The 23,201-nt window shown below is 29.8% G+C and carries 15 protein-coding genes, 1 pseudogene and 1 riboswitch; of the genes and pseudogenes, 2 read left to right on the plus strand and 14 right to left on the minus strand.

Translation table 11 applies throughout. The annotated features are described in order from the left end of the window. From Q0V15_RS04235 to Q0V15_RS04290, 12 genes and pseudogenes are all read right to left on the minus strand, one after another. On the minus strand, nt 1-1,265 hold a 1,265-nt coding region (locus Q0V15_RS04235; protein ID WP_297436326.1), incomplete at its 3' end, for an MATE family efflux transporter. Between the two features lie 181 nt (nt 1,266-1,446). After that, the gene (locus Q0V15_RS04240) at nt 1,447-3,102 is read right to left on the minus strand and encodes an alpha-keto acid decarboxylase family protein (RefSeq protein ID WP_297436328.1); all 1,656 of its coding nucleotides are present in this window, start codon (nt 3,100-3,102) and stop codon (nt 1,447-1,449) included. A gap of 713 nt (nt 3,103-3,815) precedes the next feature. Then, nucleotides 3,816-4,772 carry an ABC transporter permease gene (locus Q0V15_RS04245; RefSeq protein WP_297436330.1) on the minus strand — a complete coding sequence of 319 codons (957 nt, stop codon included), beginning with the start codon at nt 4,770-4,772 and terminating at the stop codon, nt 3,816-3,818. Nucleotide 4,773: 1 nt separating this feature from the next. Further along, complete coding sequence (locus Q0V15_RS04250) at nt 4,774-5,853, minus strand: ABC transporter permease (protein WP_297436332.1); 1,080 nt, start codon at nt 5,851-5,853, stop codon at nt 4,774-4,776. Continuing rightward, entirely contained in the window at nt 5,846-7,396 is a 1,551-nt protein-coding gene (locus Q0V15_RS04255) for an ABC transporter ATP-binding protein (protein ID WP_297436335.1), read from the minus strand. The genes Q0V15_RS04250 and Q0V15_RS04255 overlap by 8 nt, the downstream gene beginning before the upstream one ends. A gap of 116 nt (nt 7,397-7,512) precedes the next feature. Next, on the minus strand, nt 7,513-8,616 hold the full coding sequence (locus tag Q0V15_RS04260; protein WP_297436337.1) for a BMP family protein: 1,104 nt from the start codon (nt 8,614-8,616) through the stop codon (nt 7,513-7,515). A gap of 434 nt (nt 8,617-9,050) precedes the next feature. Further along, the gene (locus tag Q0V15_RS04265; protein ID WP_297436339.1) at nt 9,051-11,183 is read right to left on the minus strand and encodes a UvrD-helicase domain-containing protein; all 2,133 of its coding nucleotides are present in this window, start codon (nt 11,181-11,183) and stop codon (nt 9,051-9,053) included. Between the two features lie 582 nt (nt 11,184-11,765). Continuing rightward, nucleotides 11,766-13,550, minus strand: a pseudogene (gene ftsH, locus Q0V15_RS04270) (ATP-dependent zinc metalloprotease FtsH); the annotation flags it as partial. A 69-nt stretch (nt 13,551-13,619) separates the two neighbouring features. Beyond that, nucleotides 13,620-14,132: a signal peptidase I gene (gene lepB / locus Q0V15_RS04275; RefSeq protein WP_297436343.1), complete on the minus strand. Its 513-nt coding sequence runs from the start codon at nt 14,130-14,132 to the stop codon at nt 13,620-13,622. Between the two features lie 531 nt (nt 14,133-14,663). Next, the gene (gene lepB / locus Q0V15_RS04280) at nt 14,664-15,197 is read right to left on the minus strand and encodes a signal peptidase I (RefSeq protein ID WP_297436345.1); all 534 of its coding nucleotides are present in this window, start codon (nt 15,195-15,197) and stop codon (nt 14,664-14,666) included. A 216-nt stretch (nt 15,198-15,413) separates the two neighbouring features. Further along, complete coding sequence (gene lysA, locus Q0V15_RS04285; protein WP_297436347.1) at nt 15,414-16,706, minus strand: diaminopimelate decarboxylase; 1,293 nt, start codon at nt 16,704-16,706, stop codon at nt 15,414-15,416. Between the two features lie 158 nt (nt 16,707-16,864). Beyond that, nucleotides 16,865-17,040, minus strand: a riboswitch (Lysine riboswitch). A gap of 102 nt (nt 17,041-17,142) precedes the next feature. Next, nucleotides 17,143-17,679 (minus strand): NAD(+) diphosphatase, encoded by a 537-nt coding sequence (locus tag Q0V15_RS04290; protein ID WP_297436349.1) that lies wholly within the window; start codon nt 17,677-17,679, stop codon nt 17,143-17,145. A gap of 179 nt (nt 17,680-17,858) precedes the next feature. On the opposite strand from Q0V15_RS04290, the gene Q0V15_RS04295 reads away from it, so the two are divergent. After that, nucleotides 17,859-19,145, plus strand: a complete 1,287-nt coding sequence (locus Q0V15_RS04295; RefSeq protein WP_297436351.1) for an alkaline phosphatase family protein — start codon at nt 17,859-17,861, stop codon at nt 19,143-19,145. A gap of 63 nt (nt 19,146-19,208) precedes the next feature. Here the strand turns inward: Q0V15_RS04295 and Q0V15_RS04300 are convergent, their stop codons facing one another. Further along, complete coding sequence (locus Q0V15_RS04300; protein WP_297436353.1) at nt 19,209-19,910, minus strand: MgtC/SapB family protein; 702 nt, start codon at nt 19,908-19,910, stop codon at nt 19,209-19,211. A 171-nt stretch (nt 19,911-20,081) separates the two neighbouring features. After that, nucleotides 20,082-21,575 (minus strand): glutamate/gamma-aminobutyrate family transporter YjeM, encoded by a 1,494-nt coding sequence (yjeM, locus tag Q0V15_RS04305; RefSeq protein WP_297436355.1) that lies wholly within the window; start codon nt 21,573-21,575, stop codon nt 20,082-20,084. 461 nt (nt 21,576-22,036) lie between these two features. On the opposite strand from yjeM, the gene Q0V15_RS04310 reads away from it, so the two are divergent. Beyond that, on the plus strand, nt 22,037-23,182 hold the full coding sequence (locus Q0V15_RS04310; protein WP_297436357.1) for an AI-2E family transporter: 1,146 nt from the start codon (nt 22,037-22,039) through the stop codon (nt 23,180-23,182). Nucleotides 23,183-23,201: the final 19 nt, after the last annotated feature.

Consider the following 23,201-nt stretch of genomic DNA (forward strand, 5'->3'; position numbering starts at 1 on the left):
CTTGGTATTGTAAGCCAGAGTCCTGTCATTCCATAACTTTTTGAGAATAATGCAAGGCAAATTATAATATATACAAACCCTCTAAGAATTGATAAAAGTGTAGATATCTTAACTTTCTCTACCGATTGAAGTGCTGCTATATTTAGTATATTTACTCCTGCTAAAATAAATGATGCAAAATAAATTATAATTCCCTCTCTTGCAACAGCCATAAACTCTGCATTTCCAGTTGTAAAAATTTCAATAAGTTGTATTGGGAACATAATTCCTATAATGAAAAATACAGTACCTGTTCCAAACATTATAATTCTTCCAAGATTTATAAATTTTTGAACACGTGCATAATTTCCTGCTCCATAATTTATACTTATAAGTGGTTGTATCCCTTGTGCTACACCATTAAATACTGCAACAAAAATAAGTGCTATATTATTAACAACTCCATAAGCTGAAAGACCAGCATTACCCATTAGATTAAAACTTACAATATTAAACAACATTATAACAATTCCAGCTGTAAGTCCTGAAATAAAACTTGGAATACCAGTTCTAATAATTCTATTCAAAAATCTAAAATCAAACATATTCATATCAAATTTAAAACTACTTCTTCCTTTTGTAAAATGAAGCATAAGAACTCCAATTCCAGCAAATTGACCAATAGAAGTTGCAAGTGCTGCTCCATCTATTCCCATCCCCATAGGGAACATAAAGACATAATCTAAAATTATATTTACAATATTTGTAACTATAACAGCCATCATAGCAAGTTTTGGATTACCATCATTTCTGATAAAAACATTTAGTGCATTAAGTCCCATATATGCTCCACTAAATATTAGCAAAACATCAATATAACTTTTAACCATATCAAAAGTAGCACCTGATGCACCCAGTGCATAAATAAGCTTGTCTATAAATAAAAATCTAACAAGTAAAAATAAAATATATATAATTCCAATTCCAACAATTGATGTTGTAAATATTTTATTTACAGACTCAAACTTCTTCTTTCCAAGATAAATACTCAAAAGAGTTGCTCCACCAACCCCAAAAGTTAAACCAATCGCACTCATTAAACTATATATCGGTAAAGTTATATTTAGAGCAGCTATTCCCATTGCTCCAAGTCTTTTTCCAATAAACATAGTATCAAATAATATACACATAGATAAACCAAGCATTCCCCCAACTGATGGAAGTATATACTTAGCTAAAAGTGTCCCCTCTTTGTCTTTTAATAAATCTGTATTTCCTTTTGACATACCCTTCTCTCTCCCTATAATAAACAAAATTTCTTAGATAATTATAGCACCTCTCACACTAAAAAAATAGATGTTTTAATAAGAATTTTTTATGTATTTTTTTACATACTTCTACCTTGTAAATATAAAAAAACCCACGCACTTAAAAGTGCATGAGTTTCTTATATTTATTTGCTAAATTTTAGTAAGCATTTTGCTTTTTAAAAGCATGTTCTGCAACATCTATTAAGAATTGAGGAGCATCATCCATATCCATGATAACCTCAACTATAGCAAGTTGACCTCTGTTAGCATTGATTGTATTCATAGCATCTTGTAATTCTTTTTCAGTTGTAACTTTAAAGTTAAGTGCTTTTCTATTTTTAAGACCAAATACATTTGCAAGTTCAGCATAATTCCACATATTGATGTCATTATAATGTCTTCTTGGTCCATGTATAACTCTTTCTATTGTATATCCATCATTATTTAATATAAATAATACTGGTTTAGTATCTTCTCTAAGCATTGTTGAAATCTCTTGAGCTGTTAACTGAAGTGATCCATCTCCTATAAGTAAGATATTTCTTCTAGTAAGGTCAGCCATTTGAGTTCCTAAGATAGCTGGAAGAGCATATCCTATTGATCCCCATAAAGCTTGTCCTACAAATGAAGCACCTTTAGGCATTCTTAAGTTAGCTGCACCGTAGAATGATGTTCCAGTTTCAGCAACTAATACATCTTTTTCTTCAAGGAAGCTTTCTATTTGTTTAAAGAATCTATTTGCTACTATAAGGTTATTATTTGCAACAAATTTAGGCTCTTCAACATTTTTAATTTTAACAGGGTTACTAAATGCAAGTTTAGCAGCTTGTATAGCTTCTATAGCATCTTTCATTCTGATATTTTTGAATTTCTTTCCATTTACAAGAGCACAGTTAGCCATTATCTCTACTGTGTGTAGTTCTGAGTTAATGCAGCTGAATCCAGCTGTTGTACAATCTGTAAGTTTAACCCCTACATATATTCCAAGATCACTAGCTGTGATTACTTCTTTCATTAAATCTGAACTTAATTTACCTGTATAGATTCCAGCGAAGTATTCGTTAGTTTCATCTATAGCAGTTTTTCCTAAGCTTAATGAACCAGCTGGTATTTTAATGTTATTAACAAAGTTTGCAAGCTCGCTTTCAAGACCTTCTCTAATAACTTCAAAATCAGCAAGTAAGAATTGTCCTTTTGAATTTGAAACTAAGTTTTTAACAGCTTCTACAAATTGAACTAATGTTTCAGGGTTTGATTTAACTTCTAAATCAATTTTTCCTGGTGTAACTTCAATTTCTTTCTCAGCTACATCAACTGGAAGTCCAATATACACTGGTTTTTTATAAATATAACAATCTCTTAATACTCTATCAATTTCATCTTTAGCATTCATTTCTGATAATATTGTGTGAGTAACTGTTATTTCTTCAAACATTTTTGAGAATCTGTTAAACTCTCCATCACCTAATGTGTGGTGAACAAATAATCTATTTTCTTGAACTTCTGTTGTAGGCATTCCTGTGATTTTTACAACTGGAACACTCTCAGCATATGAACCTGCTATCCCATTAACAGCACTAAGCTCTCCAACTCCAAAAGTAGTTACCATTGCAGCAAATCCTCTGATTCTAGCATATCCATCAGCTGCATAAGCTGCATTTAACTCATTACAGTTTCCAACCCATTCAATTCCCTGTGCATCATCTATATGATCAAGGAATCCTAAGTTGTAATCTCCTGGAACTCCGTAAATACTATCTACATTAAATTCCTTTAATTTCTCTATTAAATAATCTCCAATTTTAATTTTCATAAAATCTTCCTCCTAATTTTTAAATATCATTTGCTTGTTACTACCGTTTCTATGTTTTAATTATATCATCACTTTTGACGTACACTATTTATTCACTTTTATAATTATTCATTTAATATTCACTTTTTTTATGAAAATTATAAAAATTGGATAAAATTATAAATTTAAAAGTAAATGATTTTAAATTTAAAATAAAAACTTGTAAATAAATTACTACTACCGTATGTTTTCTTTATATTATTACTGTTAATTTTTCATATTATTTTATAACATTTCGATTTATGAACTCGTTTACTTTTTAAGTATTCCCTTATGTCATAAAACAAAATATATCTCTTATTTTTCTATAAATAACTTTATTTTCTATTTAAGGTTAAAAAAGTAGCCAAATCTTATGATTTGACTACTTTCTTTTGTTAACTTTTTGTTAATAACCTTTTTTTACTTTTATAATTCTCTATTTTTATCTCATATATACTTTAATAATTCATTCATAAAAATCTACTTAATAAGCTAAATCTAGGAAACTCTCACCCACTACGTTGAAGCAACTTTCAACAAGCAAATCATAGATTTGAGATGAAACTCCGACTCACATTCGTTCCTTGGAGTAAGTTCGAACAACCAAATCACAGATTTGGAGATGAAACTCCGACTCGACTGCGCTCGTCGGAGTAAGCTCGAGAAGCTAAATCGCAGATTTAGACTCTCGCTTATCTTTTGCCTGAGTCGAATGGTTCTCCTGCTGCTTTTGGTGCTTGTGATGATTTTGAGAATATTACAAGCGCTATTAGCGTTACTACATAAGGGAATACTTTTAATATTACTGGTGGTATTGATTGAAGTTCTGGAACTACTGATGATACATTTGCAATTGTGATTGCTATTCCAAAGAACATTGATGCTCCAAGTATTCCAAGTGGTTTCCACTGTCCAAATATTAATGCTGCAAGTGCAAGGAATCCAAGTCCTGCTACTCCCCCATTAAATTCTCCTGAATATGTTACAATTATTATAGCTCCACCAAGTGATGCTAATGCTCCTGAAATCATAACTCCTATATATCTCATTTTAAAAACACTTATTCCTGCTGCTTCAGCTGCTTGTGGATGTTCACCACATGCTCTAAGCCTCATTCCAAAACTTGTTTTATATATTATAAATGTACTAATTGCTATAAATCCTAAAACAAGCCATGTTGTTGGATATGTGTTTGTAAATAATAATGCTCCTATTATTGGAATTTCTGATAATACGGGTATATCTTGTGGTACAAACCCCATTCTAATACCTATATTTCCACTTCCAGTCATTGCTCTAGCAATAAATATTGTTAATGAACCAGCTATCATATTTATAGCTGTTCCACTTATAACCTGATTCGCACTAAGATTTATACTTGCAAATGCATGTAAAAGTGAGAATATTGCTCCAAGTATCATTGCAACAGCTAGTCCAATCCATAAATGCATTGAATTTTCTGCAAGTGCTGTATCTTGAAGTTTAGAAATTGTAAATGCCCCACCAAATGACCCAACTATCATAAATCCTTCAAGACCTATATTTACAACTCCACTTCTCTCACAGTATAAAGCTCCTAGAGCTACTATTAATAAAGGTGCCATATATGACATTGCGTAAGGTAAAATTTGTTCAATTGTTTCCCACATATTAAGCTTCCTCCTTCACTTTACTAGAGTTCTCTTCTTTTCTTTGTTTTTTCTTTCTTGAAAAAGTATCCATAAGTTTACTAATAATAACACTTGTTGCTGCAAAATATATTATTATAGAAATAATTGTATCTGCTATTTCTGGTGGTATTCCAGTCATAGCACTCATAAAGCCTTTTCCTGTATAAAGAAGTCCAAAGAATAATGCTGAGAATACTACGCCAACTGGTGAGTTTGCTGCAAGAAGTGCTACTGCAATTCCATCAAATCCTTGACTTGGCATAACTCCAATTTGCATAGCTGTTGAATTCCCTGTATATTGCACAACTCCTGCAAGTCCTGCAAGTCCTCCTGCTATCATCATTGATAAAATAATATTTCTATTTACAGGCATCCCTGCATATTCTGCACTAAATTTATTAAATCCAACTGCTTTAAGTTCATAACCTAAAACTGTTTTTTCTAAAATAATTGCTATAATTGTAACTGCAATAAGTGCTACAAATATTCCACTATTTATAATAGAACCATCAAACATATTTGTAAGCCACTCTAGATGAAGAGTCGCAAACTCTGGTAATGCTCTTGATTCAGTTTCCATAAACTCACCTTTAAAATAGGCTGGAACCGCATAAAATACTATCCAGTAAGCAATCCAGTTCATCATAATTGTTGCAACAACCTCATGAACATTGAATTTAGCCTTTAATATTCCAGGTATTATAGCCCACAAAGCTCCACCTATAAGTCCAGCTAATACCATAACAATAATCATCATAGTTTGTGGAAGTTCAAGTGTCAGTCCTACAGCTGTAGCACATAATCCACCAAATAACATCTGTCCTGGTGCTCCTATATTGAAAAGCCCTGTTTTAAAAGCAAAGGCAACTGAAAGCCCTGTTAAAATAAGAGGTATTGCTGTTGCAATAGTATTTCCTATCCTTTCAATATTCATAATTCCACCTTTTATCAAATAAATATATCCCTCAACAGGATTATTCCCCATAATAAACATCAAAAATGCCCCTACTATAAGCCCTAAAAATACAGCTATTAAAGATAACATAGCTTTTCTATTCATTTGTGCTACCTCCTTTTGCTGAAACTTTTTCTTTCTTTATCCCAGCCATCATAAGACCAACTTCATTTTCATCCGTTTCATTTGAATTAACTATTCCTATAAGTTCTCCACCATTTACAACTGCAATTCTATCAGCTACATTTAAAACTTCATCAAGTTCAAGTGATATAAGTAAGATAGCCTTCCCTTTATCTCTTTCTTCAATAAGTCTTGAGTGAATATATTCAATAGAACCAACATCAAGCCCTCTAGTTGGTTGAACTGCAATTAAAAGTTCTGGATTCATCTCAATTTCTCTTCCTATAATAGCTTTTTGCTGATTTCCACCCGACATAGATCTTGTTAAACTTTTAGCACCTTCTCCTGACCTAACATCAAAAGCCTCTATAATTTTTTTAGCATGTTCTCTTATCGCTTTTCTATTTATAATTCCTTTATTTGAAAAAGGCTTATTCTTATATGCTCTTAAAATCATATTGTCTTCAAGATTATAATCTAGGACAAGTCCATGCTTATGTCTATCTTCTGGAATGTGAGCAATTCCTTTATCAATTCTATCTCTTATAGATAAAGTTGTTATACTCTCACCCTTATACTCTATACTCCCTGAAATAATTTTTCTCATTCCAGTTATAGCTTCAACAAGTTCAGTTTGACCATTTCCTTCAACACCTGCAATTGCAAGAATTTCTCCGAATTTTACTTCTACACTAAAATCTTTAAGCCCTAGAACCTTCTTCTTATTATTAACAGAAAGGTTATTTATTTTAAGTACTGCCTCACTTGGAGTAGCATCCTTTTTTTCAACTTTAAATGAAACTTCTCTACCAACCATCATTTTTGCCATATCTGCTTCACTAGTATCTTTTACATCAACAGTTCCAATATATTTTCCTTTTCTTATAACTGTACATCTATCTGCAACTGCCTTAATCTCTCTAAGTTTATGAGTTATTATAATGACTGATTTCCCCTCTTTTATAAGGTCTCTTATAATATTCATAAGTTCATTAATTTCTTGTGGTGTTAATACAGCTGTTGGCTCATCAAAAATTAAAACTCTTGCATCTCTATAAAGCATTTTTATAATTTCAACTCTTTGTTGCATACCAACCGAAATATCTTCTATCTTTGCATTTGGATCTATATTTAAATTGTATTTCTTTGATATCTCTAAAATTTTCTTTGCTGCTACTTCTTTATCAAGCATAATCCCAAATTTCTTTGGCTCATTTCCAAGTATTATATTCTCTGTAACTGTAAAATTCTCAACAAGTTTAAAATGTTGATGAACCATACCAATTCCATATTCATTAGCTTTACTTGGATTTGTTATCTTAACTTCTTTTCCATCTATTTTTATTTGACCTCTTTCAGGCTTATACATTCCAAAAAGAACACTCATAAGTGTTGATTTTCCAGCACCATTTTCTCCTAAAAGAGCATGTACTTCACCTTTTTTAAGCGTTAATGTTATATCATCATTTGCTACTATTCCAGCAAATTCTTTACGGATATTAAGCATTTCTACTACATATGACATTACTATTCCCCCTGTAAGCTAATCGCTATATTATTTCACTAAAATAAAATTTATAATAAAGTCCTTTTATATGAAAATAGACGGAAATTCATCCGTCCATTCTTTATATAATAAAATTATTTTATTAAATCACCTTGTTCACCTGAAACTTTTACTTCACCTGATTTAACTAACTCAACAACTTCATTCACTTTTGTCATTGTATCTTCTGATAAGTTTGGATTTTCCACCGGAAGACCTACTCCATCAGTTTTAATATCAACAACTATAGTTTCTCCACCTGGGAATGCACCATCAATTTGTGCTTTTATCATATCTTTAGCACTATTACCAAGTTTTTTAATAGCTGATGTTAATATAACTGATTTACCATCTTCATATTCACCATCTTTAAACTGGTCAACATCAACTCCAATAACCCAAGCTGTTTCACCTTTAATAGTTCTTGTTTTAGCTTCGTTAATAACTCCCACTCCAACTTTTCCAGCTGAAGCAAATATAGCTTTAACCCCTTTATCATACATTGTTGCAGCCATTTGTTGTCCTAAAGCTACATCTACAAATGATTCAGCATATTTAACATTTTCTTCTTTAATTGAAACTTTTGTTTCAAAGTTTTCATTAGCATAAGCTATTCCTTGTTGGAATCCCCAGTTAAATTTTTGTACTGGTGGTATTCTTAGTCCACCAATAAATCCAATATCGCCTTCTTTAACTTCAAGTGCTGCTGCAATTCCTGCAAGGAAACCTGATTGCTCCTCAGCATAAAATATTGAAACTGTATTTTCTCCTACTTTTCCAACTTTATCTTCATTATTTACTTTTGGAACACCATCTATTAATACAAAATTTGCATCTGGATATTTTTCTTGCGCCTTATAGATAGCTGTTTCAAATTTATATCCTGGTGTAACTATAAGTCTATTACCAGCATCATATATATTCCCTATCTCTCTTAAATAATCTGCTTCTGTTTCACCCTGTGGTTTTAAATATTGCTCATCAACTCCAAATTCTGCTGCTGCATCAACAATTCCTTCCCACGTTCCTTGGTTAAATGATTTATCATCAATAGTTCCAGAATCCGTAATCATACCAACCTTTATAGCCTCTTTTCCAGTTGTAGCTTTATCTCCACCCTCTGATGCGCTACCACAGCCAGCTAATAATCCTGTAGCCATTAATGCTGTTACTGCCATTGCAATTACTCTTCTTTTCATGTAATCGTCCCCCTTAAAATTATATTTTAAAATGAAATACTTAAAATGCTATTACAAGTTAACACCAAATTAACATTTTACTTTATTATTCGACATTTTTATTGTAATTAGTCAATTATAAGACAATATATTAACTATTTCGTTAGTAATTATAGCATAATTAAATAAAAATGATATATATTTTTTTGTATGTTAACGGATATTTAACATAAATTTAAATTGAACATACGACTGTAAATTCTACTGCTACTTACCACAAAATAATAAAGAGAATATTTAATCTCAAATCAAATACTCTCTTTTCTGTATACGTTTAATTATATTCTTGATTATAGCTAAATATTATAAATTTACAGGTTTTATAATATTTTTTTATCGTAAAAAAAATTAGAGATAAAAAGTTTAAACTTTTATTTCTAATTCTTTTCATATATTTATTTAGTTAAAACAATATCACTTAAGCTATGAAGTGCTCTTGTACTCATTATATATTTAATTAAATCATCTTCTTTGATATCTTCTTCAAAGTCAGCTATTATAACTCCATCAAACTCAAGCCCTTTAGCAAAATAAGCTGGTATTATAACATTTCCACCTTTATAGAATACATCCTCACTATTAAATTTCGCAAGGTATATATCTGATTTCAATAAATCCCAAACTTTTTCAAGTCTTTCTGAATTTCTTGTTATTATAGCAACACTTTCTAGTCCCTGTGCATTCAGTTTTCTAATTTTATCTAAAATTGATTTTTTAAATACCTCTATGTCAGAAGTTTTTACAACCTCAACTTTATCTCCTTCTCTTACAAGTGGAACAATCTTATCTTCTTTTAAGAATAAGTTTGCATATTCCATTATTTCAGATGTACTTCTATAACTATTATTTAAATTATAAGTTTCTGCTTCTACATCATTAAATATTTCTGCAAGTTCAAGCATTGCTGCCTTATCTGAATACTTAACAAGTCTTTGGTTAACATCACCAACAACTGTGAAATACTTACTTCCAATAAGTTCTCTTATAACTTTAAATTGAAGTGGTGAATAATCTTGTGCTTCATCTATTACAACGTGTCTATAATCCTTACTTGCTTTTTTACCCTCAAGTTTAATCATAAGATATAAAATTGGAGCAAGGTCATTTATTGTAAGGATATCAGAATTATTAAACTTTTTATAAATATTTACACAACTTTCTGTTATAATCCATTCATCAAGAGCTTTTCTACTATCCATAACTTCTTGAACAATTTCTCTAACTTTTAATTTTCTCTTAAATTCAATATCATTATCATATGCAGCAAGTTCTTCTGATGATAATGCCTCTTTTTGCTCTTTTATATCTTGTATAAGTTCTCTAAATTTTTCATCTCTCTTATCTTTAATTTTAGATGTAAGAATTCTTTTAATTTTTTCTGCTCTTCTAAATAAAGGCATATAAGCATAATGCTTATCAAATAATTCTTTAATCTCTTGAACTGTAACAACTTCTTCATCAAAACAGATTACAGGTTTAATATCAAAATATCCATCTGATAATTCCATAGCATATTTATCTAAATCTTTTATAAGTTCATATGAATTTTTATAAGTTTCTTTTTCTAACATATTGCTACCTTTTGTAACAACTTCTTCTAAATACTCTTCATATGGCATTATTTTTAAATTTTCTGCTATTTCTGATACTGCAAAACCAAGGAATGTTTCTTGTTTAACACCAACTTCTCCAAGACTTGGAAGCACTTGTGAAATATAGTCCATAAAAATACTGTTAGGTCCAAGTATTAAAACTTTACCTTCAAGTTCTACTCTATTGTTATATAAAAGATATGCCACTCTATGAAGTGCTATTGTAGTTTTTCCACTTCCTGCAACTCCATTAACTATAATATTTTTAGTTCTACCAAGTCTTATAATTTTATCTTGCTCTGCTTGTATAGTCATAATAATATCTTTAAGTTTTTCAGATGTATTAGTACTTAAAACCATTTGAAGAATTTCATCTTTTACATCAATTGCTGAATCAAATAATCCTTCAAGTTGAGCTTTTTTAATGATAAGTTGTCTTCTCCCTGTAATATCAACTTCAATTTCTCCTGATGGAGCTTCATAAGTTGCATCACCAAGGCTTCCATGATAGAAAAGTGATGCTATAGGTGCTCTCCAATCTACTACTGCTGGTTCAAAACTACCTTCTGGAGTAACTCCAAATCTTCCAACATACATTTCTCCAACTTCATCAAATTCCTTATCTGTATAATTTATCTTTCCAAAATAAGGCGAATCTTTAAGAATTGTAAATTCTCTAAGCTTTCTATCAATCATCTTAAATGATTCTTCCTTAATATATGTTTCATGATCAAAATACTCTATAAGTCTATCTTCATCATCTTTATATTCTGCTATCGCAATTTTTCTTTGCTCTATTATACTTTCTGTAACAAATTTTCTTTTATTTATGTAAGAAAGAGTTTCCTCAGCTATTATATTTGTAGTTTCTTCAAGTTTTTCTTCTTCTACTAAAAATTCTATATCTTTTGTTCCCTCTATATCATGCTTTATCATTCAATCAAATCCTTTCACACTCTATATTTAAGTATTACCATTATAACATGAAAATTAACATTTTAATTTTCTTTCCTTATTATAAGCAAAAAAAGAGCTGTCTATTTAAAGACAGCCTTTTTTACTAGCTTGAAACTATTCTAAGTTATTATCTTTTTTCTCTTCTGCTTCTTCTGTTTTAACAGTTTCTTCAGTAGATTTTTCTTTAATAACATCTTCTTTTTTTTCTTCTAAAGTTTCTGTTACGTCTTCTATTTTAGCTTCTTCTAAAACTTTTGGTGTTTCTTCTTTTTTACCTAAGAATATTTTACCATCCTTTTCTTCAAAGAAAACTTTTTCTTTATCAGATGCTTCAAGCTCATTTTTAGCAGCTTCAATTCTTTCGACTCTCTCTGCTCTTTCTTTAGCTTCAAGTTCAACAGCTTCTTCTTCGATTCTGTCTCTTCTCTCTGCTTCTCTTTCTTCTCTAAGCTTTTCTCTTTCATCTCTTTTGATTTTAGCTTTTTCTTTAAGAGTTTTCTTCTCATCTTTAAGCTTATCATACAGATCTTTCTTTTCTGGGTATTTAGCATATACATGCTCTAAGAATTCAGCACCCATAATAGTTTCTTTTTCAAGAAGAACTGCTGAGATATCATCAAGTAAATCTTTATTTTCAACAAGTATATCAACTGCAATTTTATGTGCAGTTTTTATAATGTTTAATACTTCTTCATCAACAATAGTAGAAGTTTGCTCTGAACAATTCATAACATTTCTACCATCTAAGTATCTGCTTGATCCTGATTCAAGACCCATCATATCAAATCTATCACTCATTCCATAAACAGTTACCATATTTCTAGCTGTCTGAGTTGCTCTTTCTATATCATTAGAAGCTCCAGTTGTAATTCTTTTGAATTCAACTTCCTCAGCTGATCTTCCACCAAACATAACTGCTATTTGATCAAGCATTTCTTCCTTAGTAAGAAGATATTTTTCTTCTTCTGGAAGTTGCATTGTATAACCAAGTGCACCCATTGTTCTTGGAACTATTGTTATTTTATGAACTGGATCTGTATTACTAAGCATTGCTGCAACTAGTGCATGACCAACTTCATGGTATGCTACAGTCTTAAGTTCTCTATCATTCATTATTCTATCTTTTTTCTCTTTACCAGCAATTATTATTTCAACTGCATCATCTAAATCTTCTTGAATTACAAGTTTTCTACCTTGTTTAACAGCTCTTAATGCCGCTTCATTTATGATATTTGCAAGGTCTGCTCCAACTGCTCCTGGAGTAGATTTAGCTACATCTTCAAATGAAACTTCTTTAGACATTTTAACATCTTTAGCATGAACTCTAAGTATTGCTTCTCTACCAACAAAATCTGGTTTATCAACAATAACTCTTCTATCAAATCTTCCTGCTCTTAAAAGTGCTTTATCAAGAACTTCTGGTCTATTTGTAGCTGCAAGAATTACAACTCCTTTAGTACCATCAAATCCATCCATTTCAGTTAGTAATTGGTTAAGAGTTTGTTCTCTCTCATCATTACCCTGAATAGCTCCTTCTCTACTTTTACCAATAGCATCAATCTCATCTATGAATATGATACAAGGGGCTTTTTGTTGTGCTTGCTTGAATAAATCTCTTACTCTTGCAGCTCCCATACCAACAAACATCTCAACGAAATCTGAACCAGCAAGTGAGAAGAATGGAACTTTTGCCTCTCCTGCAACAGCTTTAGCAAGTAAAGTTTTACCTGTTCCTGGAGGTCCTACTAGTAATGCACCTTTAGGAAGCTTAGCTCCTATTGAAACATATTTTTCTGTATCATGTAAGAATTCAACAATCTCTTTTAACGACTCTTTAGCTTCTTCTTGACCTGCTACATCATCAAAAGTTTTTCCTGTTTCATCTTCAGCGTAAAGTTTGGCATTATTTTTACCAAATGACATAACTCCTCCGCCCATTTTCTTATCCATTTTACCAAATACAAGTTTTCCTATTATAAAGAATAATACTAATGGCATTATCCAATAAAGTAATAACTCACCAAGTGGGAATGCTTGTTGTGGTACTGCTCCAAATGTAACTTTTGCAGCCTCTAATTGACTTATAAGTTGTGAATCTCCACCAACATTTGTTGCATACAGTATTTTACCTGCATCTTTTGTTCCTGCTTTTGGTTTAATTTGAATATCCCCATTAGCAAATGTAACTGATTGTACCTGATTATCTTTTAACATTGTCTTAAATTGACTATACTCAATTTGCTGTGTCGACATTTCTGTCTTAGCATAGTTAAGACTTATCAATATTCCTATAACTATAATCCCGTATATAAGAACATATTTTAACTTTTTATTATCCTTAAACATCCTCTCACGCTTCCTTTCTAAGTCTTTATCTTAATAGATAATTACATTTTAAATTTACATAAACATACACTATTCATTATCCTTTAAGAAACCAAATCTATTAAATGGATATACTCTAAGCCATGTTTTAGCTACCATATTATCTCCTGGAATATACGGATCCTTCCAATATCTTGAATCCTTACTATCTGCTCTATTATCACCAAGCATAAAGTATTCTCCAGCCGGTACATGATATGTTCCACCAAGCGGATCTGAATATTTTACATAAGGTTCATTTAAAAGCTTACCATTTATGTATACTTTTCCACCATCTTTAATTTCGACAGTATCTCCCGGAAGTCCTATAACTCTTTTAAGCAGAAGTTCTTTTTCTCCAGCTTTCTTGAATACTACAATTTCACCTCTTTTGATATTTTCTGGCTTGTAGATTCTTGTAACGAATATTTCATCACCTGGCATTACTGTTGGTTCCATAGATCCTGTTGGTACTTCAACCTTAAAAATAAGAAACTTATTTATAAGCGTTGCAAGTATAATCGCACATATTATTGGAATAATCCAATCTTTAGCGAACTTCAAAACCACATTTTTCCTAGTGCTCACGCCACCAATTCCTTTCCTTCTAATTTTAATTACTAAAAATTACTCAGAAACATTGATTCTAATCCTTAAATTGATTTTCAAATTCAAAATTAAATTTTTGATGTAAAATCTACCTTTTCCTTATGCCTTAAACTTATCATATTTTTATATCATTTATATGTCAAAGACCCCTTAAAGCATTGAATTCACAGTAATTTCATCCTTTTTTAACATTAATTCTTTTTTTATTTTATTGAATTTATTATTGAATTTTTGTTAATAATAAGTATACCATATTTTATATTTTTTTGCTCTTACATATTTATTATTTTTGTTACATTTGACCTTTTTTATACAAACTATAGCATAAATTCAATCTATTTTTAGAAAATCTTTCTATTTTTTAGGACTTTTTATTAAAATTCAATTAAAATCGAATAATTGCAAATAAAAAAATAGCTTAAAAGCTGCTTCAATACATATTAATATTTATGCTCTAAAAGTTTATTTTTATGCATTATTAAATCTTTATTCTTTAATAAAACCAACTCTATCAAATGGATACACTCTAAGTAATGTTCTTGCTAATATATTTTCTTCTGGAATGTAAGGTTCTTTCCATTGTCTTGCATCACCACTACCTGCTCTATTATCTCCAACCATAAAATAATTTCTAGCCGGAACATGATATACGCCACTTAAAGAATCTGGATGCTTTACATATGGTTCATCTAAAAACTCACCATTTATATATACTTTTCCCCCATCTTTAATTTCAACTGTATCTCCTGGAAGTCCAATAACTCTCTTTAATAACAATTCTTCTACTCCTTCTTTTTTAAAAACTAAAATCTCTCCTCGCTTTATATTTTCTGGTTTATAAATTCTTGTTACAAACATTTGGTCTCCTATCATTACAGTTGGTTTCATTGAACCACTAGGAACTTCAACCTTAAATATAATAAATTTATTTATAAGCATAGCTAATATAATTGCACAGCCTATTGGCATAATCCAATCCTTTACAAACTTTAACCCCTTATTTCCCTCTACATTAAGCATAGCTATTCTCCTCCATTTTTTTATAATCTACAAGTATAAATTATACCATATTTTGTAATTAATCTTTTTAACTTTAGATTAACTTTTACTCCTTTAATTTATTTAAAGCAAACATTACTTACTTTTAAAGATAGAATATTTCCTAATTTAAATTTTATAAATTTAAAAATAAAAAATCCAGCAAATTAATTGCTAGATTTTTTTATCTAAATTTAATTATATACATTCATTTTGAATCATATCATCAAAACTTTCTCTTTTTACTACTACTCTTGATTCTCCATCTTTAATCATAACCATAGCTGGTCTTGGCATTCTGTTATAGTTACTAGCCATTGAATATCCATATGCGCCCGTTGCCATAACAGCTAATATATCTCCTGTTTCAGGTTTTGTTACTTTAGCATTATTAACTAAAACATCTCCTGACTCACAACATTTACCTGCAAATGTTACTACTTGAGTTTCTCCTTCAAGTCTATTTGCTATACAACACTCATACTCGGCTTGATAAAGTGCTGTTCTTATATTATCACTCATTCCACCATTTACAGATGCATAATTTCTTACACCTTCAATTTCTTTTATAGCACCTATTGTATATAAAGTTGTACCTGCATTAGCTACTATACTTCTACCTGGCTCTATACTTAAAATAGGCATTGGATATGATAATCTCTCACATACTTCTTGTGCTTTATTAATTATTGCATCACAATAATCTTTTGTAGTTCTTGGATTATCTTCACCTGTATAGTAAACACCAAATCCACCACCAAGGTCTAATTCCTCAAGTCTTACTCCACACTCTTTATAAATTTCATCCATAAGTTCTATCATAACCTCTGTTTCATCTTCAAAAGGCTCTATATCAAAAATCTGCGAACCTATATGTGCATGAACTCCAATTAAATCTATACCACTTAATGTTAATGTATCATTTACAAGTGTTATTATACTATCACCGATTATTGGGAATCCAAACTTAGAATCAAGTTCTCCTGTTTTGATATAATCATGTGTATGTGCCTCAATTCCTGGTGTTATTCTTAAATATATTTTTTGAATTTTTCCAAGCTGTGTTGCAATTCTACTAACATTATTTAATTCATTATAATTATCTACTATAAAAATCCCTACTCCATACTCAATTCCCATTCTAATTTCTTCAGGTGTTTTATTATTACCATGGAAATATATCTTTTCCATAGGATATCCACTTTTATAAGCTGTATATAGCTCTCCACCTGATACTACATCAAGACAAAGCCCTTCTTCTTTCGCAATATTACACATAGCCATAGTCATACAAGACTTACCTGCAAAAACTACTCTATTTCCTGTTGCCTCACAATTAAAATCACTGTAGAAATCTCTACAATTAGTTCTAACAAGTTCTTCATCCATAACATATAAAGGTGTGTTATGCTGATTTACAATTTCAGTAACACTCATTCCACCAATCCATAATTCATTATTTTCATTTTTCATAGCCCCAAACATTTTCATAATAATACATCCTCCATTTTTTTATTTTTATTTCAAACTTAAATCCCCCACAATTAATTGAATATCTAAACAAAAAACCCACTGTTTTCACAGTGGGTGCATATATACAAAAGTTTTAAAATACAAAAATTACCATTATGTAATCTTATTATAATCTAATACTTCGTAGCACTCCACTTTAATATCTAAATTAATGTGACAGCCATATGTATATTCTACATATGTCCAGAGAAATCTTTTGATTTACTTCCCTTCGGCTAATTTCCCTTTCTATACTACTCATAGCTTTCAGCTCATAATATATACTATTGATTTTAGCACCTCTACAAATCTTCTTTTTTACATTTCCATATATTGTATTAATATATTATATCTAATGTTACCATAAAAACTTTTATTTTCAATATTTTTTCCAAAGTTTTTAATTTATTAACATTTAAACCTCTACAATTTTATCAATTCTTTTAAAAGGATGTATTACTTCTTCCCGTTCCTCTAAAACTCTCTTTATTATTTTTTTACCAACTTCATCTTCTTTCATATCAGCAAGAGCATCACACAAATTAACCCAATCAATAAATTCAACTTCTTCTGATTTATTAATTTCTCCACTCATATAATCAGCTACATATGTAAGCATTAAAAGCTCTTTATTGGGTACATAATCACTTCCTATATATCTAATATTATTAACCTTTATTCCCGATTCTTCTAAAACTTCTCTATAAACAGTTTCCTCAGCAGTTTCATCAACACCTACATATCCAGATAATAAAACTTTACTTTCTTTATATATATAACTTTGCTTTAATAGCAAAACTTTTTCATCTCTTATAACTGCAACAACCACGCAAGGTTTTGGCAAGTCAAAATATAATTCTTTATGATGATTACAATATGGAACCATTCCTTCATCATAATTATTTTTAAGCTCTAACTTTTCACCACATAATGGACAAAACTTAAATATCATTTTTTTCCCTCCTCTGGCTCTACTTTTTATCTTATGTATAAATATTTTTCTCATTTTATTATTATTTACCTTTTCTGTTACATATATAATAACATAAAGTTAACAGTTTAATTATTATATTTCACCATCCATATTTTGTTATATAATTAGAATAATTGTAAAATTTAGGAGGTTAGTAAATGAGCAAGAAAAAATTTATAATTATCTCATTTGATGCTGTTGATGGAAATGATATAGATTTTCTATCTAAATTGCCTCACTTTGGTAAAATTCTAAAAAAATCTTCTTATTCAAAAGAAGTTCAAACTATATATCCATCTCTAACATACCCTGTCCACACAAGTATAATAACAGGTATGAAACCAATTAATCATAGCATTACAAACAATGTAAAACTTCAGATAAATAAATCTCAAAACCCTGATTGGTTTTGGAATAAAAAAGAAATTAAATGTGATACACTCTTTGATATAGCCAAAAGGAATAAACTTATATGTAGTTCTATCCTTTGGCCTGTTACTTGCAAAGCTAAAATAAAATATAATATGCCAGAAGTTTTTTCTAATAATAAGTGGCAAAATCAAATTATTACCTCAGCACTTAATGGCAGTATAAAATATCAGATGAATTTAAATAACAAATTTTCATCACTAAGAGATGGTCTTAATCAACCACAACTTGATAATTTTGCTATGACTTCATTTTTATATACTCTAACTGAATATAATCCTGATATAATGTTTCTACATTTAACAGATGTTGATACAAATAGACATAATTTTGGATATAATTCAAAAGAAGCAGAATATGCACTTAGACGACATGATTTAAGACTTGGTGAAGTCACAACTAAACTTGAAACTTTAGAATTTCTAGATGATGCCTGCATTATTCTTCTAAGCGACCATAGTATGAAAGATGTCCACTCTGCTATCAAACTTAATAAGCTTTTTCTTAATAAATGTTGGCTTGCTCTTGATAAAAAAAATGAATTTATAGAATACCATGAAGTCTTTTGTAATTATTGTGATGGTTCTGCCTATATTTATCTAAAAGATAAGAGTAATACTACTCTTTTAAACAAAGTTATAACTGAACTTAAAGATTTTTCTTTGAAAAATAATAATTGCATAAAAGAGATTTTAACATCTGACGAAGCTAAAGAACTCGGAGCAGATCCAAACTGTTCTTTAATGCTTGAAGCAAATGATGGTTACTATTTCCTTAATGACTTCAATGGTGAAATTATTGAAAAAACACTTGGTAAACATCATCTTGCTACTCATGGTTACAATCCAAACTACTATGAAAATAAACCATTTTTTATAGTTTCTGATAATAGCGTAAAACAAGATTTTGACATGGGTGCAATTAAACTTTTAGATATTGCTCCAACAATAGCAAAACTTATGGATGATTCAATGATAGATACAGATGGTAGAATTATTTCTAGAATATTCAAATAAACAAAATGCTATATCTTATTAAGTGATATTTGTTTATTCACCTAATCTGATATAGCATTTTTCTTATCTTCTTTTAATACTAATTATATATTCATTAATCATAATAGCATTTTTTATCTTTGAAATACCTACTTTATAATCAGGTGATAAAACTATTTTACACTCTATAAAATCATGTCCATTATCATTTTCTTTTAACTCTAAACTTTTCACCTTTACATCATATAATTTAAAAACATTTTTTATTTTTTCTAGCGCTTCTTTTTTATTTGAATATTCAATTATAAGCTTATATGAATCCTTTCCATTTATAAACTTTTCTTGCACACTTATTAAAAAATGAAGTGTTATAAGTGCTATCATAACACCAAAAACTGCAACCCAAATTTGTCCATAACCTATTGATATACCAATACAAGCAACAACCCATAAAGATGCAGCTGTAGTTAATCCCTTAATTGAGCCTTTATGAAAAATTATTGAACCAGCTCCAAGAAACCCAATCCCACTTATAACCTGTGCAGCAAGTCTTCCTCTTGTTACTTGAATCCCAACACCTCCATAGTGATAATAGGATTTTAAAAACTCTTCTTCCATTCTCATTTCTATAAGTGAGATAATACAAGCTCCAACACATACAAGTATATGTGTTCTAAACCCTGCTGCTCTATTATGTTTTTCTCTTTCAAACCCTATAATACCACCTATTATACAGGCAATAAATAACCTTAAAATTATTGTATCTATTCCAACTTCCATTATCATAAGAAAACTCCTAAAAATTAATTCAAAACTCTGTTTTGTTCTCTTCATAATATTCAATTTCTAGACTTTTGATATTAGAGTATAAAAGAATTTTAAGCTCACTCAAATTTAAAACTTAAAAATGAAAAAAAGACACATATGTAAGTTTTACATATGTGTCATATTTATCTTCTATTTTATAAAGTGATGTTTTGATCTCTCATATAAAGCAAGTGCTATTATTGAAAATATTATTGGTCCTGCTACCATCCATATAGTTGACTCCCAGTTTCCTGTTTGTATAACTGGCTCTATTATTGTCATAATATTACCAAATCCAACAACTATAACTACTGATAACATTCCAAGTAGTGCCATTCCACTGCTTTTATAAATTTCGAATGGTTTATCTATTGATTTATTCTTCTTAAACTTATAGAACGCTCCTGCTATGAACATATTTGGTATAGTCATAGCAACGTTTGTCATAAGAACAAGTTTATCAAAGAATGCTGATGCATTCTGCCCACCAAATGATGTTAAGAATATCATAACTGCAACTATTATACATTGTATAAACATAGCATTTACTGGCATTCCAGCTTTATTTTCCTTAGTAAGGAATTTTGGCCACATTTCTTTTGGTGTTCCTTCTATTAATTGCTTAACTGGAGAATATGTTAATGTAAAGAATGCTCCTGTTAAAGCTATAAACATTGAAAGTCCAACAAATCTAGCAACCCAAACTCCTATTACAGCAGCTGTAGCAGCTGTTGAACCAAAGGCAAGTCCCATTTGAACTCCAAAGTTCTTCATAAGTATATAAGCAACGTTTATTGTATTAACTGACCCACCTGATAATGAGGCATCCCAGTTTGTAAACATACCACAAACGAAAATTCCTATTGAATATGCTATTGCAATTGTTATTGCTGCAATTGTTATTGCTCTTGGGAAAGTTTTTGTAGGATTTTCTGACTCATCAACAAGTCCCCCAACAACTTCTATTCCACCAAAGGCGAATATTGCAAATACTGCAAATGACATCATTGCGATAGGTGTTCCATATGCAGGATTTGGTCCTACAATGAAATCTTTAATTCCTGTAATTGGTTGTGCAAATTGACCTTTATTTAATACAAATATAAGTATTGCCCCACCAATTAATACTATGTTAAGTAGTGCAACTACTGTTCCTGCTACCCCTGTTATCTTCTTTATTTTATCAAGTCCTCTTGAACCGACAAATGTTACAAATATAATCCAAATTATAGCAAAAATTCCTATTGTTTGAGTTGAACCAAGTCCAAGTATACTCCATTTAGAAGTTGTATCTGAACCAAAAATTGCATTAGCAAAAGGTACCCAAATACTTGATGATGTACTAACCATCCAAACTATATATGAAAAGAACCACATAAATGTTCCTATAAATGCATATCTTGGACCAATTGATTTAGCCATCCATGAATATATTCCACCCTTTTCATCTTTAAATGCTGCTCCATACTCTGCAACCATAAATGCATATGGTATAACAAATGTTATAGCCCCGAATAAATACCAAGGTATTGCTGCATACCCCATTAGATAAAAGGCTCTTGGCATGTTCGCAAATCCAAAAACTGAAGTGAATATCATTAAAATTAATGGTATTAGTGTCAATTTCTTTGTCTTCTTGCTCATTATTTTCCCACCTTTTTTTAAATTACTGATTTTAATTATACTTTAATATATTAAAGTGTAAAATTCGACCTAAAACGACATTGTTATTATTTTATTAACTTTATTATTATTTTGTTAATAAAAAATCTATATATGTGGTAGTATAATCATTCTTATACTTTCTAGCATAAAGATTGTTAATTATTTTATTTTTAACAATCTTCCAAAAAAGTAATTTTTAGCGTCAACTTTATTAGTTTTTGCAATTTAGCTTGCAAACTTTATTATTCTAATATTTTCTTGCTTGCCAAATATTCATTTTGTAATCAAATGTTTAATCTTTTTAATATTTGTAATACCTAGTATAATTATTAAGAATTTATAATTATATTTATTTTCTATTGTTATAAATGTATTTTTTTGTATAATAATAATAAATGAATATTTTCATCTTCTCAAATTTACTATAGGAGGATTTTTAAATGAAATTAATCAAAGAAGATAATCTCAAGTATATTAAGATTTTTGCTGTTATTGTAATTTCATATATAGCATTTAAAATTTTAGATAATACTGATTCAATCTTCAAAGGAATAAGCAGTATTTATGATATCTTATTTCCTTTCGTACTAGCATTTGTAATTGCTTATATTCTTAGTCCTATTGTTAATTTATTTAACAAACGCTTTAAACTAACGCGTGGACTTAGTATAGCTTTAACATACTTGCTATTTATAGGAATACTTGCTATTGGAGGCTTCTTCTTATTTCCTAAATTATACGTTAGTATAATGGATCTTATTGATGCACTTCCACACCTTACAGTGCAAGTTCAAGAAAATCTTACAACCGTTTTTGCAGATATTGAAAGTAAAACGCATATTTCACAAATGAATATAATGGATTTTGATATAAATACTATAATTGATAAATTTTCAACTACATTTACATCACTATTCAATGGAATTATAAATACTGCTATTACTATAACTACTTCACTTGTTAATATAATATTTGGGTTCCTAATTTCAATTTATGTTCTTACTGATAAAGATAACTTCTTAAAATTTGGAAGAAGATTTACTTTAACTACACTTGGGCATAAAAATGGAACTCACCTTATTGAGTTTATTAATATTCTTAATAAAAAAGTTGGAACTTATATAGCTATTAAGGCGTTTGACTCACTTATAATCGGATGTATGGGCTTTGTAGGTCTTTATTTCCTTGGTTCAAAATACTTACTATTATTAGCTGTAATTGTTGGAGTTACTAATATGATTCCATACTTCGGACCATTTATAGGTATGATAGTTGCTTTCTTTGTTAACTTATTTGCAGCTGATTTAAGACTTGGTCTTATGTCACTTGGATTCTTATTTATACTTCAGCAGTTTGATGCTTGGTATCTTGATCCTAAACTTATAGGTAATAAAGTTGGACTTAGTCCTTTCCTTGTTGTTTTATCTGTAACAATCGGAGCTTTCCTGTATGGACCTATTGGTATGATACTTGCAAGTCCTGTTGCTTCTGTAATTAGAATTTATACTTATAAACTATTAGATAAATTTAAAGATAGAGCTGAAGATAAAACAATAACTAAGAAAAAAGATAAATTAGAAGTTTAAAAAAAGCTCTGCATATTTA

It is taken from the genome of uncultured Clostridium sp., assembly GCF_947036855.1.
GTDB lineage: Bacteria > Bacillota > Clostridia > Clostridiales > Clostridiaceae > Sarcina.